The organism is Propioniciclava sp. LT432 (assembly GCF_059515965.1).
Genome location: NZ_JCAKNE010000014.1, coordinates 13676 through 31490 on the forward strand (window position 1 = coordinate 13676; position 17815 = coordinate 31490).

Sequence of the window (17815 nt, forward strand, 5' to 3'; positions counted from 1 at the left end):
CGTAGTGGATGCGCCTCCCGAACCTCACATCGGGTCCGGGGCCCCCACCTCGGACCCGCGTCGCGGGATCCCCTCCCAGTCCCCCGCCGATGCCACGCAGGCCGCCGCGAGGTCGATGCCCCGGGCCAGCGCCAACGCCGGCTCCAGGCCGTCGATGCGGCCCGAGAGGTAGCCGGCGCACAGGGCATCTCCGGCGCCGATCACGTCGACGACCTCCACCGGTTTGGCGGCCAGGTGCACCGCGCCCGCGGCGGTGAAGACCGACGCCCCCTGGTCGCCACGCTTCACGAGGACCTCCTCGACTCCCCCGGCCAGGAGGCGGGCCACCGCGTCCTCCTCGGTCCCGGCGGCGACGATCGGCAATTCGTCCTCCGACGCGATGAGGACGGTCACGTACGGCAACAGCCGCAGGAGCGTGGCGCGCGCGTCCTCCTCGGACCACAGCGCCGGGCGATGGTTGACGTCGAGCGATACCGGCAGCCCGTGCGCCCTGGCGCGCTCAGCCACCGCGAGACACGCGTCGGCCGCCGAGACCGACAGGGCGGGAGTGATCCCGGTCAGGTGCACCCTCCGGCAGCCGGGCAGCGCGGCGAGGGCATCCTCGGGGGCGAGGTGCGAACCCGCCGAGCCACGGCGGAGATAGGTCACCCTGCGCTGGTGATCCGCCGGCGATTCGAGCACCATGGCGCCGGCCGGGCGCGGGTCACGCACCACGAAGGAGACGTCCACGCCCTCGTCGACCAAGTTCTCCGCCACCCACTGCCCCAGCCGGTCGTCGCTCACCCTGCCCACCCAGCGAACGGAGTGGCCCCAGCGGGCGAGCCCGATGGCGACGTTGGACTCCGCGCCGGCGACATGGGCGGACGCCTGCCACGCCGCGGCAATGGCCGGGGTCCGGAACGACACCAGGGCTTCGCCGATCGTCAACACGTCTGTCATGCGAACTCCTCGGCCAGAGCGGCGAACTCGGCGGCCCGTTCGGCCAGGGCCGTCAGGGAACCACCGGACGCGGCGTCCCCCACCAACGGCCCGCCCACGCCGACCGCCACCGCGCCGACGCGCAGGTACTCCCTCGCCCGTTCCAGGTCGACGCCGCCCACCGGGACGAAGGGCAGGCCCGGGAGTGGGTCACGCAACGCCTTGAGGTACCCGGGCCCGCCGACCGACGCGGGGAACAACTTCACGGCGACGGCCCCGAGTGCGACCGCTTGCAAGGCCTCGGACGCCGTCTGCGCACCGCCGAGCACGGGCAGCCCCAGGGCGACACCCGCCGCGATGCCCGGGGTGATCGCCGGCGTGACCAGGAACTGCGCCCCTGCCCTCGCCGAGAGGGCGGCGTCCTCCTCGGTGAGCACCGTGCCGGCCCCGATGGTGCACCCCGGCACGCGCGCCAGTTCGCCGATGGCCCCGAGTGCGCCCGGCGTCACCAGCGACACCTCGATGAGGGGCACGCCCGCCTCCACGAGGGTGCGCCCGGCCGCCACGGCAGCGTCCGGGGAGGAACCGCGGATGATGCCCACCACGCGGTGGCTCTTCAGCAAGGAGAGGAAGTCCATGTCACCACTCCGCGAACGCGCCGTTGGGGTGCCGCCACACCGGGTTCCTCCACGCGTGGCCACGGCGGTCGGCCTCGCGCACGGCGTCCTCGTCGATCTCGATGCCGAGGCCGGGGCCGGTCAGGCGGTCGACGTGGCCGTCCACGAAGGTGAGGGGCGCCAGGTCCGCCACATAGTCGAGCACCTCGGCGCCCACGTTGTAGTGGATGCCGATGCTCTGCTCCTGGATGAGGTGGTTCGGAGCCGCGAACGCCACCTGCAGGCTGGACGCCAGCGCCAGCGGCCCCAGCGGGCAGTGCGGGGCGAGCTGCGCGTCGAACGTCTCGGCGAGGGCGGCGATGCGACGCACCTCCGAGATCCCGCCGGCGTGCGAGAGGTCGGGCTGGACCACGGCCACGCCCGCCTGCAACACGGGGAGGAACTCCTGCCGGTTGTAGAGGCGCTCACCCGTGGAGATCGGCACGGTCGTGCTGTCCACGACCTGCCGCAGGAGGTGGCTGTTCTCGGGGATGACCGGCTCCTCGATGAAGAACGGGTGGTAGGGCTCCAGGAGCCGGGCCACCCGCCGGGCGTCCGCGAGGGTGAACCGACCGTGGAGGTCGACGGCGACATCGCGACCGTCGCCCAGGACCTCGCGGGCGGCCGCCACGCGCCGCTCCACGCCGGCCAGCTCGGCACGGGTCGCGATGGGTGACATGCGGCCGGAGGCGTTCATCTTGACCGCCGTCATCCCCGCCTCCACTTGGGCGGACACCTGGTCGGCGACCTCGTCCGGCTCGTCGCCGCCGACCCAGGCGTAGACGCGGACGGCGTCGCGCACGGGCCCGCCCAGCAGGACGTGGACCGGGGCTCCCAGCGACTTGCCCAGGAGGTCCCACAGGGCTTGGTCGATCCCCGCGACGGCGGACGACAGGATGATGCCGTGCCGGTAGAAGGACCCCTTCGAGAGCACCTGCCAGTGGTCCTCGATCCGGAACGGGTCCGCCCCGATCAGGCGTTCCGCGAGCTGGTGGACCGCGGTGCGGACGGTCTCGGAGCGGCCCTCACAGGAGGCCTCACCCCAGCCGACGAGCCCTCCCGAGGTCTCGATGCGCACGAAGAGCCAGCGGGGCGGGACCAGGAAGGTCTCGACCCGAGTGATGGTTTCCATCTGTCACCCCTTGGTCGCGCCGGCGGTGAGTCCCGACACGATGTACTTCTGCGTGAAGAGCGCGATGACCATGATCGGCACGGTCACCACCGTGGACGCCGCCATCAACGCACCCCAGTCGATCGCGGCATAGCCGATGAAGTCGTAGATGGCGACGGGCAACGTCTTGGTCCTGGCACCGGACAGCACCAGGGCGAACATGAAGTTGTTCCAGCTGAAGATGAAGCTGAGGATTCCGGCGGTGGCCATGCCGGGCGTCGACAACGGCAGCATCAGGTGCCAGAACGACCCGATCGGCGTCAGCCCGTCGACCTCGCCCTGCTCCTCGAGCTCCACGGGGAGCCCGTCGAAGAACCCCATCATGATGTAGACGATCAGGGGCAGGGAGACGAACATGTGCGACAGGATCAGCACCCAGTAGCCGCCCACCATGCGGAGCTGGCTGAACAGGTAGTACCAGGGCACCAGCAGCGTCACGCCCGGGATGACACGCGCCATGAGGACGACGAGCGCCGACTTGTTCATCACGAACCGCGACATCGCGAACGCCGCCGGGACCCCCAGCACCATCGACAGCCCCGTGGCGACCAGGGCGATGAGGCCCGAGTTGACGATGTACTGCCCGAAGTTGCCCTGGGCGAACACCTTGTCGAAGTTCTCCCACGTCGGGGTGAAGATCAGCGTCTTGGAGGCGTCGTAGATGTCCACGTTGGTCTTGAGCGCCGCCAGCACCATCCAGACGATGGGCAGCAGGAGGATGGCCACCACCAGCGCCAGCGCGGTGAAGCGGAAGATCTTGTAACCGGGGGACGTGATCACCTGGCCGCCTCCTCGCGCTTGCGGGTCAGGAAGAAGATGCTGCCGACGATGATGATGAAGAAGAGGATCAGCACCGTGGAGCTCGCTCCGTACTCGTTGTAGTCGAAGCTCAGGCCGTAGCCGTAGAGGTTCAGCGTCTCCACCTCGTGGAACGAGCCGCCGCCCTTGCCCTTGGCCGCGAGCAGGATGTCGAAGGTCTTCAGCGCGTCGATGCCCCGCAGCATCAGGGCCACGATGAGGGTCGAGCGCAGCATGGGTGCGGTGATGAAGCGGAAGGTCTGCCACGCGCTGGCGCCGTCCACGCGGGCGGCCTCGAAGGGCTCGTCCGACAGCGAGGTGAGACCGGCGAGGATGATCAGCGCGACCATCGGCGTCCACTGCCAGATGTCCATGAACATCGTGGTGGGCAGGGCGGTCGCCTCCCCCGCGAGCCACGGCTGCGGTGGGATGCCGACCAGCCCGATGATCTTGTTGATCGGGCCGATGTTGGGGTCGAAGATCAGGCGCCACATCATGCCGACCGCCACGGGAGTGGCGACCAGCGGCAGCAGGATCGCCACGCGCACCCACTTCTCACCGCGGAAGGGGCGCCACAGCAGGAGCGCGATCCCCAGGCCGAAGAGCATCTCGAAGAAGAGCACCGCGACCGTGAACCACGCCGTGCGCCCCACCGCCGGCCAGAACCGCTGCGTGTCGGTGAGCACCTCGGCGTAGTTGTCCAAACCGATGAAGGACGCCTCGGCGCGGACCGAACCCGAGGCGTCGGTGAGGCTGAGCCACACCGTCCAGAGGATGGGGAAGATGATCAGGAGCGCGATGAACACCATCGCGGGACCGGCGAACAACCAGCGCCGGTGTCGGTTGGCCCAGCGAGAGAACCCGGACTGGGCTCGCGGGCCTGCGATGACAGCCGTGGACAAGGCGGTGCACCTCCTCGTGCAGGGACGGGTGGAGGGACGCCGTGCGCCCCTCCACCCTCGTGTCGGCTACTTCTTCTCGTCGTCCAGGACGGCCTGGAATGCGGTTTGCGCCTTCTCGACGGACGCGGCCACGTCGCCCCCGGTGATCGCGTCGACGATGGGCTGGCCCACGGCCTCGCGGGCCTTGACGACCTGCGCCACCACCGGACGGTCGTGGTCCACGCCGACCTTCGCCGATTCAGTGATGGCCTCTGCCAGGTCCTCGGGGTAGCTGCCGGTGCCGTCCGGGCTGTCCCACACCGAGGTACGCGCACCGGGGATGCCGGACTTCTGCTGGGCCAGGACCTGCTCCTTGCTGGTGGCCCACTGCACGAACTTCCAGGCGTTCTCCCTGTTGGACGACGCATCGTTGATGCCGAGGGCCCACGACGGGATGTTGTACGGCTTAGAGCCGGCGGCGCCCGCCGGGAACTGCGCGAAGCCCACGGTGTCGGAGACCTTGGACTTGGCCGGGTCGGTCGCGTTCTTGTAGAGCGAGTCGGCCTCGGTGTAGAAGGCGGCCTGGCCCTGCGTGAACACTGCCATGGCCTCGGGCCAACTCATGTCGGTCGAGACGTTCGGCGGCCCGTACTCGCGGATGAGACGTCCGTACAGTTCGTAGGCCGCCTTGGCCTCCGGCGTGTTCACGGCGGCCTTGCCCGCGGCGTCCACGAAGTCGCCACCCGAGGAGAACAGGAAGCTGGAGAACTGGGTGACGGCCGGGCTCTTGCCGGTGCGGGCGACGAAGCCGGCCATGCCCTCAGATTCCTTGATCTGCTTGGCCGCGGCCTCGAGCTCCTCGAGGGTCTTCGGAACGCTGATGCCGAGCTTGTCCAGGATGTCCTTGCGGTAGTAGAGGACCTCACGCTCGGTGATGATCGGGACGCCGACGACCTTGTCCTGGTAGGTGGTCGCCGACAGGGGGCTGGCCTGGAAGTCGGCCAGGTTCCAGGCTGCGTCGCCCTTGGCCTGCTGCGTGAGGTCGGCGAGGTACTTGTTCTGGGCGAACAGGCGGCCCTCCTGCAGGGGGCGGTACATCATCACGTCGATCTCGGACGTGCCCGCGTTCAGCTTCACGTTGTACTGGTCCGAGAGCTGGTCCTCGGCGAGCTGGGTGATCTCCACCTTCAGGCCGGTGGCCTTCTCGAACTCCGGGATCGCCTTCTTGACGTTCTCGGTCCACACGTGGTTGGCCAGCGTGACGCGGACCGTGGTCGAGGGGGCTTGAGCCGCTCCCCCTCCACCGGCTCCCCCGGTGCTGCAGCCCGAGGCCGCGACCAACGCGATCACCCCGGTGCCGAACAGCAGAGTACGACGGCTCAATTGGGACATGGACACCCTCCCTTGCGTGTCTGCCGCGACCCATCGCGGCATGGCGGCGGACGCACTTGGTCCGCCTCGCCGCCAATCTACCCACGAAAGTCTGACTTGAAACGCGATTTGCTGATACTTACTCCGACGTTCTCAGGCATCCTCGCTAGAGTCAGCCCATGAGCAGTGCAGGGCGGGCGCGAGGAACGGCGGTCGACCGCCACGCGACCCTCATCCACCTGCTGGGAAGCGCGATCTGTTCGGGCGCGATGCCGGCGGGCACCGTCCTGTCGGCGGACGAGTTGTGCGAACGCCACGGGGTGTCCCGCTCGGTGGTCCGGGAGGCCCTCCGCGTGATGTCCTCGATGGGGCTCGTCGCCGCCAAGCGCGGCGTCGGCACGACGGCCCAGCCACGGTCCGCGTGGAACTTGTTCGACCCGTTGGTGATCCAGTGGCGCCTGGCGTCGCCGGACCGCCTCAACCAGTTGCGGGAACTGGCCGAACTGCGCGTCGGCTTCGAACCCGAGGCGGCGGCCCTGGCCGCCCGCCGCCACGATGCGGACGACGTCGAACGCGTCCTGTCCGTCGGCGCCCAACTGTGGGCGGCCGCCCATCGCGGCGACACCGAGGCCTTCCTCGTGTTGGACACGACGTTCCACCGCACCGTCCTGGAGGCATCGGGCAACCCGATGTACACCCAGTACGGCCCGATCATCGAGGCGCTCCTCCAGGGCCGGGCGGAGCACGGGCTGGCCAAGATCCACCCCTCCCCCGAGGCCCTGGACCGCCACATGACCGTCATGCGGGCGATCCAGAAGGGCGACCCGGATCAGGCCCGCAGCGAGTCCCGAGCCCTCATCCTCGACTCACTGGCCGAGTCGCGTTCGTTGTGGGAAGAGGTCGTGGCTGCGGCCGACGAGCCCACGGCGCCGCAGCCGACCGGCCCGACCGGTTGATCAGTCGAACTGCCAGGACCGCTTGGACAGGCCGTACCAGAAGCCGTCGACGGAGACCTCGTTCTCGTGGCCCGTCACCTCGGCGGCGCCGAGCGCCACGTACAGCGGCGCCCAGTGCTCGGTGCGCGGGTGAGCCTCGTGGGCGCCGGGTGCCTGCGACTCGAAGTTCAGGATCGCGTCGATGTCGCGGCGCTGCAGCGCCTCGGCGGCCCAGTGGTCGAACTCGGACGACGGCGTCGGCGGGGTGGAATCAGCCCCGGCGCGCGGGTTGAACCAGCGCAGGTTGTGGGTGGTGAAGCCCGAGCCGATGATCAGCGTGCCCTCGTCGCGCAGCGGCGCGAGGCGCTTGCCCAGCTCGTAGAGGCCTTGCGGGTCGAGCGTCGGCAGGGACATCTGCACGACCGGGACGTCCGCCTCGGGGAACAGCTCGACCAGCGGCACGTAGGCGCCGTGGTCGAGCCCCCGGTTCGGGTCCTGGTAGACGTCTGAGCCGGCGAGCCCCGCGACCCGCATGGCGAGCTCGGGCGCCACGGGTGCGTCGTAGGTGACCTCGTAGTACTTCTGCGGGAAGCCCCAGAAGTCGTAGACGAGGGGCGTCCCGGGCGTGGTCGAGGAGACGGCGATCGGCTGGTTCTCCCAGTGCGCGGACACCATGAGGATGTTCTTGGGCTTCTCCACGCGGGACGACCAGGCGTGGAGCTGTCCCGTCCAGGTGGCGTCGTCGGCCAGCGGGGGGGCACCATGACTCAGGAAGAAGATCGGCTGGCGCTCGCTCATCGGTGGGTTCCTTCCGTGGATCGGTGGAACCAGCATACGAGGATCTTGGTTGAAGAATCAACCAATATCGGGAAGGTTGCCACCCGCGTCCACCACGGCGGCCCGGTAGTCGTCCGCCAACTCCGCCAAGTCCGCGCGGAAGTCCCCGATCCGGCAGCCGCGCCCGTCGGGCCTGACCTCGATTCCCTCGGCCGCCCAGTGGGGCCGCGCCTTCTCCAGCGGCACGAGGACGCCGTCGTGCGAGACGATCCGCCACCACGGCACGGAGTCACCGTGCTCGCGCAGGATGGACCCCACCTGGCGCGGGCCCACGCCGGCGACGGCGCCGATGTCGCCGTAGGACGCCACCCGGCCGGCGGGCACCAGGGCGGCGGCCAGCAGGACGCGACCCACGGCGTCCTCACGCACGGGACGTCGCCAGGTCGTCGTCGACCGTGCCGGGCCCGGACGCCACGATCCCGGCGACGGTGAACACCGCGACGCTGCCGAGCAGGAACCACAGCGGGAACGTCCAACCGCCGGTCGTCTGGAAGAGGATGCCGACCAGCAGGGGCCCGATCGCCGAGAACAGGTAGCCGATCGACTGGGCGAAGCCCGACAGTTGCGCGGTGACGTGGGGAGAGCGGGTCCGCGCCGTGATCAGCGCCAACGCCATCGGGAACGCGAAGCCCGAGATGCCCAGGCTCGTCGCCCACAGCCACGGCAGGACGGTCGGCGCGAGCCACACGCCCATCCAGCCGACGGCCAACAGGACGCCGAACAGCACGACGACCGGACGCGGGTCGCGCACCCGACCCACCACCAGCGGCATCACGAGCCCGCCCGGGATGCCGAACGCCGCGATGAGGGACGCCATCGCTCCGGCCTGGGCGGGGTCGAGCCCGCCGTCGCGGAACATCTGCGCCACCCAGCCGAACTGCACGTAGGCCTGCATGGACTGCATGCCGAAGAACACCGCCAACGCGACCGCCCGGCGCGACCCGACCACCCCGAAGACCGACCCGGAGGGGCGCTTCGTCAACTCCAGGTCGGCCAGGCGACGCCTCCGCTCGGACGCCGCGAGGAACGCCCACGGCACGGCCGCGACCAGGGCTGTCAGCCCCCACAGGCCCAGCGAGGCCCGCCAACCGCCGGGCGCCGAGACCGACAGGGGCGCGGCCACCAGCGTCGCGGTCGTCGCGCCGATGGACAGGCTGACGGTGTAGGCCGCCATCAGGCCCGCCGTCCGGTTCGGGAAGTGACCCTTGATGTAGGCGGGGACGAGGACGTTGCCGAACCCCATCCCGGCGAACGCCACCAGCGTCAGGATGAAGAACAGCGGGACCGACGTGATGAACGTCCGCCCCAGCAGGCCCGCGGCCGCCGCCACGGCAGCCAGGAACAGGGTGACCGACAGCCCCAGGCGCAGACCGACCGACACGGCGATCGCGCCGAACACGGCGAAGGCCAGCCCGGGGGCGGCCGTGAGGAGACCGGCGGTCGCGGCGTCCATGCCGAGGCCGTCGCGGACCTCCGCCAGGACCGGCCCCAACGACGTGGCCCCGGGCCGCAGGTTCAAGGCGAGCAGCACCACCCCGGTGGCACCCAGCCACAGGAGGGTCTGGGCGCGCATCACCGCGGCGTCACTTCTTCTTGGCCTTCTTCTTGGCGAGCCGCTCTGCCTCCTTGGCCACCCTGGCCACGGCCTTGCGCTGCTTGTCGGCGGCCTTGGTCACCTTGGCGGCCAGGTCGCTGGCCTTCCGGCGCGCCTTGGCCGCCGCCTTCTCGGCCTGCTTCTCCGCCTTGTGCTTCTTCTTCTTGGTCACCGTCACCGATCGCTCGGCCGCCGACGGCAGCCGCGGCTCGGACGCCTCGGTCGGCGCGACCTCGACGGGAACCTCGGGGGTCGCCACCCAGGTGGCCTCCTCATGATCGGCCCCACTCCCGGAGCCGGCGACCACGACCGCGGCGTCGCGCGACTCCACGCGCATCACGACGCTGCCGCCGGCGTCCACGAAGTCGGCCTCGGGTTCGTCGAACCAGTGGTCTCCCTCCCCCAGGTAGCGGAAGACGACGGTGTAGTCCTCCGGAAGGCTCACGGATGCCTCGGCCACCTCCCCGGCGGCCTCGAACGGGAGCGCCCCCGGCGTCCAGTCGTTGAAGTTGCCGACCACGCTCGCCCGCCCCGCCCACTCGAGCGGAAGGGAGAACGTGAGCTTTCGCTGGCCGACTTCGGCCACGCTGGTGCGCTGCAGCATGCGAGGACCTTTCTGGAGGAGCGCCCATTCTCCCACCCCTCGCCGAAGAACCACACTCGGCCCGCCCAGCGGCGGCCGACGTGCCCCGCGCAGCTGCCCGGCGTAGGGTGACGCCACGTGGCCCTCCTCGACCCCATCACCCTGACCGGGGCACACGTCCGCCTCGAGCCGCTCGCGGCGTCACACGCGGACGCGCTGCGCGCGGCGACGCTGGACGGCCGGGTCTGGGAGCTCTGGTACACCACCGCCCCCGCCCCCGAGGAGGTCGACACCGACATCGCGGCCAAGCTCGCCGAGACGGCGTCCGGCCGCAGGCTCGCGTTCGCCGTCCGCCGGCTGTCCGACCGGGCGGTGGTGGGGGTGACGACGTTCCTCAACCCGCTCCCCGCCATCCCCGCGGTGGAGATCGGCTCGACCTGGTACGCGTCGTCCGCGCGACGCACGGGGATCAACACCGAGGCCAAGCAACTCCTGCTCCGCCACGCGTTCGAGGAGTGGGGATGCCGCCGGGTCGCGTTCCGCGCCACCTGGTTCAACCACCCCTCGCGGACCGCGATCGAGCGGCTGGGGGCGGTGTTCGAGGGGCGGATCCGCAACGACCGCGTCCTGCGCGACGGGACCGTCACCGACACCGCCCAGTACTCACTCATCGACGGGCAGTGGCCCGCCGTCCGGACCCACCTGGCCCACCTGCTCGAGAACCGTCCCTGATACCCCCGGGGGTAGGTACAGTGCTCCCGACCCGATCGATGAAAGGACCGCCGTGCGGACCCTCCTGCGCGTGCTGACCGCCGCCCGCGAACTCTGGCCGTGGTACGCCGGCATCGTCGCCACGTCCATCCTCGTGGCCGCCACGGCCCTCGCCACCCCGTTCATCATCGCCCGGGCCACCGATGAGGTCGTCGCCCAGGTCAACGGCGGCGGGGGCGGACTGACGGCGCTCGTCGTCCTCACGCTCGCGCTGCTCGTGGCCGAACTCCTCAACACGCTGTTGAGCAACGTGGCCGGCTACCTCGGGGACACGATGTCGATGCGCCTCCGAGCGATCCTGAGCTCCCGCTACTACGCGAAGCTGCTGTCGCTCCCCCAGCGCTACTTCGACGGACAGCTGACCGGCACGGTCATCAACAAGCTGCACCGCTCGATCACCGAGGTCACGCAGTTCGTCCAGATGTTCAGCAACAACTTCTTCCCCACGCTGATCACGGTCTTCGCGGTGCTCGGCATCTCCTTCTTCTACTCGTGGCCGTTGGCGTTGCTGCTGCTGGTCATCTACCCGCTGTTCACGTGGCTGACCGCGCTGACGTCCAAGCGTTGGCAGAAGCTGGAGGGTGAGAAGAACACCGAGCTGGACGCCGCGGGCGGCCGCTTCGCCGAGGTCATCGGCCAGATCAAGGTCACCAAGAGCTTCGTCCGCGAACGTTCGGAGCTCGACACCTTCGACGACCACTACCGACGGGCGGTCGCGACGACGCGGACGCAGTCCTCGTGGTGGCACCGCATGGACGTCGCCCGCCGCGGCTCCCTCAACATCGTCTTCTTCGGGATCTACCTGATCATCTTCGCCCAGACCGCGTCGGGTCAGTTCAGTCTGGGCGACATGGTGCTGCTCATCCAGTTGGTCGCCATGGCCCGCACCCCGGTGACGATGATGAGCTTCCTCGTGGACTCCTCCCAGCACGCCATCGCCGGCTCGACGAGCTACTTCGAGGTGATGGACGAGGTCCCGGAGCCGATGGCCGCCGTGGGACCGGTCCGCTCCCCCGACCTGGACGCCGCTCCCGGCGGCACGTCGACCACTTTCAGCGGGCCCACCGAGTGGCCGGTCGTCGCGGACGCCCCGACGATCGCGTTCGAGCACGTCAGCTTCGGCTACGACTCCGACGCCGCCGTGCTGCACGACATCACGTTCGAAGTCCGGCGCGGGGAGCGCGTGGCGCTCGTCAGCGAGTCCGGCGGCGGCAAGACGACGCTGGTGAACCTCCTGCTCGGCTTCTACCGTCCGGACGGTGGCACGATCTCCATCGCCGGCACCGACACGATGACGGCGCCGCTGGCGCAGGTCCGGGGACAGATCGGCGTCGTGTTCCAGGACGCCTCGCTCTTCTCCGGCAGCGTCCGCGAGAACCTCGCCTACGGCCGTCCGGACGCCACCGAAGCCGAACTGGAACAGGCCGCCCGGCGGGCCAACGCGTACGAGTTCATCGCCAAGCTGCCGGACCGGTTCGACACGCTGATCGGCGAGCGGGGCGTGAAGCTGTCGGGCGGCCAGAAGCAGCGGATCGCCGTCGCGCGCGCCATGCTCAAGGACGCGCCGCTGCTGGTGCTCGACGAGGCCACGTCGGCCCTGGACTCGCGTTCGGAACGGCTGGTGCAGGCGGGCCTCGAGGAGCTCATGGCCGACCGGACCAGCATCATCATCGCCCACCGCCTCTCCACCATCAGCACGGTCGACCGCATCATCACGCTGCGCGACGGCCGGATCGACGAGGTCGGTTCCCCCGCCGACCTGGCCCGGACCGACGGCATCTACGCCGAACTCCTGGCGCTGCAGGAGTCCGGCACCCAGCGCGACAAGCAGCGGATGGCGGCCTTCGACATCACCGGGTGACCCCCCGGATGCATTTCCGGGTGGAGGAACCCCAAGGATCCTTGGGGTTCCTCCACCCGGAAATGCATCGGGGGCTGGCTAGGATCGCCGGGTGACCGAACTCGCGCCGCTGACCCTGCCCGCCGCCGATGCCTACCTTGCCTGGGTCGACACCAACGCCGACGCCACCCTGTCCGATGTCCGCGCCAGGGTCGAGGCGCTGAAGGCCGCCCCGCCGGCGACGACGCTCGCCACGCTCGAGGCGTGGAACGAGGTCGACATCCTCCTGGGGAACCTCTCCGCCGGAGCCGAACTGTTCAGCGAGGTCCACCCGGACGCCGACGTGCGCGAGGCCGCCGAGCGCGCCGCGCTGGAGGCACGCAAGATGTCCACCGAACTCGGCCTGGACACCGAGCTGTACGCGGTCTTCGCCGCCCTGGATGTGGACGGACTCGACGCGCAGGCCGCCCGCGTGCTCGAGAAGAGCCTCCGCGCCTTCCGTCGCTCGGGCGTGGCCGCCGACGAGCCGACCCGCGCGCGCATCAAGGAGATCCGCGACCGGCTGACAGTGCTCGGGCAGACGTTCGGGCGGACCATCCGCGAGGGCACACGCTCGATCAAGGTCACCCCCGACCAGCTCGCCGGCCTCCCCCAGGACTGGATCGACGCGCACCCCGTCGGCGAGGACGGCCTCGTCACGGTCACCACTGACTACCCGGACGCCATCCCCTTCCGCACCTTCGCTCACGACGAGACGGCTCGCCGCGACCTGCTGGTCGCCTCGCTGACGATCGGCTTCCCGGACAACGTCGAGGTGCTCCACGAGATGTTCGCCCTGCGGGCCGAGCTGGCGACCCTGCTCGGCTACAAGTCGTTCCCCGACTACGACGCCGAGATCAAGATGATCAAGTCGGGCGACGCGATCGCCGCGTTCATCGACAAGATCGCGGACGCGGCCCTCGAACCGGCCCGGCGTGACGTCGCCGTCCTGCTGGAGCGCCTGCGCCAGGACCGTCCGGACGCCGACCGCGTCCACGCGTGGGACACCGCCCACTACGCCGAGCTGCACCGCAAGGAGCAGCTCGACGTGGACGCCCAGCGCGTCCGGACATACTTCGACTTCGCCAAGGTCAGGGCCGGCCTGCTGGAGGTGACCGGACGCCTCTTCGGCCTCACCTACACGCCGGTGGACGTCCCGGTGTGGCACGAGTCCGTCACCGCATACGACGTGTCACGCACCTCGGACGGTGCGCCCCAGGGTCGCATCTACCTCGACCTCCACCCCCGCGAGGGCAAGTTCAAGCACGCCGCCCAGTTCACCCTGGCCAACGGCATCGCCGGCCGCCAGCATCCCGAGGGAACGCTCGTGTGCAACCTCCCGACCGGGCTGATGGAGCACAGCGACGTGGTGACGCTGTTCCACGAATTCGGGCACCTCGTCCACCACCTCGTCGGCGGCCACCAGCACTGGGCGGAGTTCTCCGGCGTCGCCACCGAGTGGGACTTCGTCGAGGCCCCCAGCCAGATGCTCGAGGAGTGGGCGTGGGACGCCGACGTCCTCGGTTCGTTCGCCACCAACGCGGACGGCGAGGCCATCCCGGCCGACCTGGTCCACCGGATGCGTGCGGCGGACGACTTCGGCAAGGGTTTCTTCGCCCGGACGCAGATGTTCTACGCGGCCCTGTCCTACCGGCTGCATCTCGAGAACCCGGACGACCTCGTCGCCCGGACCCGCGAGCTCCAGGAGCAGTACTCGATGTTCCCCTACGTCGACGGCACGTGCATGCCGACCTCGTTCGGACACCTCGACGGGTACAGCTCGGGTTACTACACCTACATGTGGTCGCTGGTCATCGCGAAGGACATGTTCTCCGCCTTCGACCCGGACAACCTCTTCGATCCCGAGGTGGCGACGCGCTACCGCGACACCGTGCTGGCCCAGGGCGGCAGCAAGGACGCCGCGGACCTCGTCGAGGAGTTCCTCGGGCGTCCGTACAGCTTCGACGCCTACGCGGCCTGGCTGGCCGCGTAGGCGTCGGGCCCTCGGCCCTCGCGGGGCAGCTCAGCGGGCGACGGCGCGGCGGACGGCGTCCAGCCGGTTGGCCATGATGCGGCGGGACAGCTCGGCGTCCGGGGCGATCACCTCGGACGCGTGGTAGGCGCCCGGGTAGAGGTGGAACTCGACCGGGTTGCCCTGCTTGACCAGCTCCGCGACCAGCGCGATGTCCTCGTCGCGGAACATGTCCTCGGTGCCGACGTCGATGAAGATCGGCGCCAGGCCGGTCCAATCGGTCTCGAGCAGCGGCGAGGCGTACTTGTCGGGCTCGGCGCCGGCCAGGAACCACTCCCAGGCCTCGATGTTGCCGGCGCGGTCCCAGATGCCGACCTCGGTGATCGACTGGCTCGCGGGCGTCGTGTTCGAGGGATCCAGCATCGGGTAGGCGGCCAGGATCAGCCGGAAGGCCGGACCGCCCTCGTCGCGCGCACGCAGCGCGGTCGCCAGGGCCAGGTTGCCGCCCGCCGAACCGCCCACGATGACGAGCCGGTCAGGGTCGTGGCCGAGTTCCTCGGCGTGGGCCGCCATCCAGGTCAGGCCCGCCCAGCAGTCGCGCGACTGAGCCGGGTGCGGATGCTCGGGGGCCTTGCGATAGCCCGCCGACACGACGACGGCGCCCACCTCGCGGGCGTACCGCGCGGCCATGGCGTCCTCACCGTCGAGGTCACCCATGATCATGCCGCCGCCATGGACGAAGAAGATGCCGGGCAGGACCGAACCCGGCTCGGCGTCCACCGGGCGGTAGATCCGGACGTCCACGTCGGGGTCGCCGTCGTGCCCCGGAACGGTGCGGTCCTCCCGATAGACCGACTGGTCCGGCCCGCCTGCCGCCTCGAGATCGGCGGCGGTGAGCTGGGCGGACGCCGCACGGCGGGCGACGATGTCAGGGATGGCGTTGAACCCGCCGGGGAGGGCGGCGAGCAGCGCCTGCAGGTTGACGAGTGACTCGGGGTCGATGCGTTCGTGTTGCTGAGACATGGGCACTCCTTCGTGCGGGTCGGGTGGCCCAGCCTGCTGGAGATGGGTCGCGTGGGGAAAGGCCCGCGCCACTCCTCGGACGCCTACGCGTGGTGGTCGTCGTGCCAGGTGTGCGTGACCAGCGCGTCGACGCTGATGCCGGACACGAGGCAGCGGTCCTTGCGATTGCGCGTGAGCGCCTGGGTCCAGGTGACGAAACCGCCGTCGCCCAGCTCGACCGGTTCCTCGCCCTCCACCACGAACTGGAAGGCCGCCGTGGTGTACGGATTGCGCCACGGACGCCGCTCGTCGGAGGAGCCCTCGATGACGATGATGTCGTCACGCGTCCCGCGGGACTCGATGAGGCCGGCGAGCGTGTTGTCCCAGACGGTCAGCTCGATGCGTCCGTTCGGGACCAGCGTGCCGATCGCCTCGCGCCAGTAGTCGAGGTGCAGGTCGAGCAGGTCGGCCTCGGTGCTCAGGCCGCCACCGTCCGGTGAGCTCGAGACGAGTGAGAAGCGCAGTTCGTGCGAGGACTCCTCGCTCTGGTCCCACGCGTGGGTGCAGCGGGCATGGGTGGCGAGGTGGACGCGCGAGTGGCCGCTGCGCCGACGGCGGGACGCCTCCAGCGCCAGCCCGTGGACCGGATCGGCGAGAACCTCGGTGCCACGCATGGTCGACACGACGCGGTTCTGGCCGCGTCCGCCGAGGTGGATGCCGGTGCCCAGCGAGGTGAGTTGGCTGAGGGTCACGCCGATGAACTCCTGCGGGACGAGGTTCCACAACGCCGAGGTGACGGGCAGGGCCTCCCGCGGGTCGAGCGGGCTCGGCATCAGCAGCCGGTCCTCGCGCCAACGCTTGATGAGGTCGGCAGCCGTCTGGTCCGCGGCCCGCGTACGGGCCACGTCAGCCAGGATGGTGCGCAGTTCCACCGGGTTGAGCGAGCGCAGCAGTGCCTCCCTCGCATGGACGCCGATACGCCGCCACACCTTTGTGGACGCCGCGGTTCCACTCATGGACAACCTCTCCCCTATAATCGCCGCCCCCGGCGACTCCTGTCCTGCCGATTGAATCACACGTGCGGGGCCGTCCGGTGCCCGCGACGCCATCGTGGGCATGGCGGAACTGGGTGCATCGTGGGCTTCCGCCCGCACCGTTGGGCCCATCATGCGCCGCGGACGAGCGCGCACGCGTTGTCGGTGAGGGTCGGCGCCGCCTTGTCGCCCACCACGATCCCGTACGGGACGGACTCGCACGTCGTCCGCGCGATGGCGCCCGTGGCCGCGCCGGTCACGATCACCGCCGCCCGTGTCGCACGCTCGACCCGGAGCCCGTCCACGGTGGGAGCGGAGTCGCCCTCCGCCTGCAGGCCGATCTCCCCTCCCGTGATCGTGCTGCTCGCCACGGCCGGGGTCGACCGGCCGGTGACAGCGAGGCCGACGACGTTGTCGGTGAACGTCGCATCACGGATGGAACCCGAGGCGGAGTCGAAGAAGCAGGCACCACACTCACCGTTCCCGGCGAAGGTCGTGCCCTGCACGCTGACGCGATGCGCCCCGGTCACCGCCATTCCCGCCCAGTCGTTGTCCCGGAACTCCGAGCCGTTCACCTCGAGCGTCGTCCCACGACCAGCGGTCTGGTCCCCCGAATCCGCCATCAGGATGCCCGCGCCGCCCTGCTCCTGCGCTCGGCGCGCCCCGGTGGACCGGACGCCGTCGAGCACGAGGGACGCGCCACCGCCGGCCACGATTCCCGAGCCGAACGAGTCGGCGGTGCGTACCACGGACAGGTCCGCGAGCCGGACGGCGTCATCGGCCGCGACGAGGATCGACACGTCGGGGGCGCTGGAGGTCAGGACGGTGGCGTCCCGGCCCGCACCGCTAATGGTCACGCCGTCGAGCACGACGAGGGTGGACGCCAACCGGTACTCCCCCGCGTCCAGGTGGAGCGTGGCGCCTGCGGGCGCCTCCGCCAGCGCGGCGGCCAGGTCGGCGTCCGGGCCGAGGGTGCGCTCGGCCGGTCCGCTCGCGATCCGGCCTTCGATGCCCGCGACCACCCTGTCCCGGACGGCTCGGCCGACGGGCCCGCGCGCCTCGACGGCTGCGAGGCCACGGCCGACCTCCGCCTGGACATCCGACGCCGGGCACCCGTGCTCGGTGATGGCACGCGCGGCGGCGTCCATCGCAGCCGTCACATCGGTGCTGCCCTCCTCCGCGAACGGACGCGTCGTGGGCAGGAGGACGGAGGGTGCCGCGGTGTTGTACTGGTCGACCAGCCGCTGGAGCGCCCCTCCGACCCCGGAGGCCACCTCTCGACACACCTCGGCCGACCACGGTGTGGGCGTCGGCGAGGGCGCGGAGCCACGGGGGGCGGCGCAACCCGCCAGCACCAGGCAGGCGGCGGCGACGCAGGCGACCGACCGACGGAGAGCCCTCATGCGGAGCAAG

17 protein-coding genes are annotated in these 17815 nt (G+C 70.5%); 4 read left to right on the plus strand and 13 right to left on the minus strand.

The features are described from left to right. Window positions 1-24: 24 nt before the first annotated feature. From AC5YDV_RS09270 to AC5YDV_RS09295, 6 genes are all read right to left on the minus strand, one after another. A complete protein-coding gene (locus AC5YDV_RS09270; RefSeq protein ID WP_496183291.1) occupies window positions 25-939 on the minus strand; it encodes a sugar kinase in 915 nt (304 codons plus the stop codon). Next, window positions 936-1556, minus strand: coding sequence for a bifunctional 4-hydroxy-2-oxoglutarate aldolase/2-dehydro-3-deoxy-phosphogluconate aldolase (locus AC5YDV_RS09275; RefSeq protein ID WP_496183290.1), 621 nt, complete (start codon window positions 1554-1556; stop codon window positions 936-938). The genes AC5YDV_RS09270 and AC5YDV_RS09275 overlap by 4 nt, the downstream gene beginning before the upstream one ends. Before the next feature lies 1 nt (window position 1557). After that, entirely contained in the window at window positions 1558-2706 is a 1149-nt protein-coding gene (gene dgoD / locus AC5YDV_RS09280) for a galactonate dehydratase (protein ID WP_496183289.1), read from the minus strand. Window positions 2707-2709: 3 nt separating this feature from the next. Continuing rightward, window positions 2710-3525, minus strand: a complete 816-nt coding sequence (locus tag AC5YDV_RS09285; protein WP_496183288.1) for a carbohydrate ABC transporter permease — start codon at window positions 3523-3525, stop codon at window positions 2710-2712. Beyond that, entirely contained in the window at window positions 3522-4445 is a 924-nt protein-coding gene (locus tag AC5YDV_RS09290) for a carbohydrate ABC transporter permease (RefSeq protein WP_496183287.1), read from the minus strand. The genes AC5YDV_RS09285 and AC5YDV_RS09290 overlap by 4 nt, the downstream gene beginning before the upstream one ends. 66 nt (window positions 4446-4511) lie before the next feature. Continuing rightward, complete coding sequence (locus tag AC5YDV_RS09295; RefSeq protein ID WP_496183286.1) at window positions 4512-5816, minus strand: ABC transporter substrate-binding protein; 1305 nt, start codon at window positions 5814-5816, stop codon at window positions 4512-4514. Between the two features lie 158 nt (window positions 5817-5974). Here AC5YDV_RS09295 and AC5YDV_RS09300 point away from each other — a divergent pair, with 158 nt between their 5' ends. Further along, window positions 5975-6751 (plus strand): FadR/GntR family transcriptional regulator, encoded by a 777-nt coding sequence (locus tag AC5YDV_RS09300; protein WP_496183285.1) that lies wholly within the window; start codon window positions 5975-5977, stop codon window positions 6749-6751. On the opposite strand, the gene AC5YDV_RS09305 is transcribed toward AC5YDV_RS09300, so the two are convergent. The 4 genes from AC5YDV_RS09305 to AC5YDV_RS09320 are packed head-to-tail and all read right to left on the minus strand — an operon-like array spanning window position 6752 to window position 9765. Then, window positions 6752-7528, minus strand: coding sequence for a dioxygenase family protein (locus tag AC5YDV_RS09305; RefSeq protein WP_496183284.1), 777 nt, complete (start codon window positions 7526-7528; stop codon window positions 6752-6754). Between the two features lie 57 nt (window positions 7529-7585). Beyond that, the gene (locus AC5YDV_RS09310; RefSeq protein WP_496183283.1) at window positions 7586-7936 is read right to left on the minus strand and encodes an MGMT family protein; all 351 of its coding nucleotides are present in this window, start codon (window positions 7934-7936) and stop codon (window positions 7586-7588) included. Further along, window positions 7929-9140 carry an MFS transporter gene (locus tag AC5YDV_RS09315; RefSeq protein ID WP_496183282.1) on the minus strand — a complete coding sequence of 404 codons (1212 nt, stop codon included), beginning with the start codon at window positions 9138-9140 and terminating at the stop codon, window positions 7929-7931. Before AC5YDV_RS09315 ends, AC5YDV_RS09310 begins: the two co-directional genes overlap by 8 nt. A 10-nt stretch (window positions 9141-9150) precedes the next feature. After that, entirely contained in the window at window positions 9151-9765 is a 615-nt protein-coding gene (locus AC5YDV_RS09320) for an early set domain-containing protein (protein WP_496183281.1), read from the minus strand. A 117-nt stretch (window positions 9766-9882) separates the two neighbouring features. On the opposite strand from AC5YDV_RS09320, the gene AC5YDV_RS09325 reads away from it, so the two are divergent. The 3 genes from AC5YDV_RS09325 (at window position 9883) to AC5YDV_RS09335 (ending at window position 14387) form a co-directional block, all read left to right on the plus strand. Next, a complete protein-coding gene (locus tag AC5YDV_RS09325) occupies window positions 9883-10476 on the plus strand; it encodes a GNAT family N-acetyltransferase (protein WP_496183280.1) in 594 nt (197 codons plus the stop codon). A 52-nt stretch (window positions 10477-10528) separates the two neighbouring features. Next, window positions 10529-12376 carry an ABC transporter ATP-binding protein gene (locus AC5YDV_RS09330; RefSeq protein WP_496183279.1) on the plus strand — a complete coding sequence of 616 codons (1848 nt, stop codon included), beginning with the start codon at window positions 10529-10531 and terminating at the stop codon, window positions 12374-12376. A 91-nt stretch (window positions 12377-12467) separates the two neighbouring features. Continuing rightward, a complete protein-coding gene (locus AC5YDV_RS09335) occupies window positions 12468-14387 on the plus strand; it encodes a M3 family metallopeptidase (protein WP_496183278.1) in 1920 nt (639 codons plus the stop codon). A 30-nt stretch (window positions 14388-14417) separates the two neighbouring features. Here AC5YDV_RS09335 and AC5YDV_RS09340 read toward each other — a convergent pair whose 3' ends face one another. The 3 genes from AC5YDV_RS09340 to AC5YDV_RS09350 form a co-directional block, all read right to left on the minus strand. Further along, a complete protein-coding gene (locus tag AC5YDV_RS09340) occupies window positions 14418-15389 on the minus strand; it encodes an alpha/beta hydrolase (protein WP_496183277.1) in 972 nt (323 codons plus the stop codon). A gap of 83 nt (window positions 15390-15472) precedes the next feature. Continuing rightward, the gene (locus tag AC5YDV_RS09345; protein ID WP_496183276.1) at window positions 15473-16384 is read right to left on the minus strand and encodes a hypothetical protein; all 912 of its coding nucleotides are present in this window, start codon (window positions 16382-16384) and stop codon (window positions 15473-15475) included. Between the two features lie 149 nt (window positions 16385-16533). Next, a complete protein-coding gene (locus AC5YDV_RS09350) occupies window positions 16534-17805 on the minus strand; it encodes a right-handed parallel beta-helix repeat-containing protein (protein WP_496183275.1) in 1272 nt (423 codons plus the stop codon). Window positions 17806-17815 lie beyond the last annotated feature (10 nt).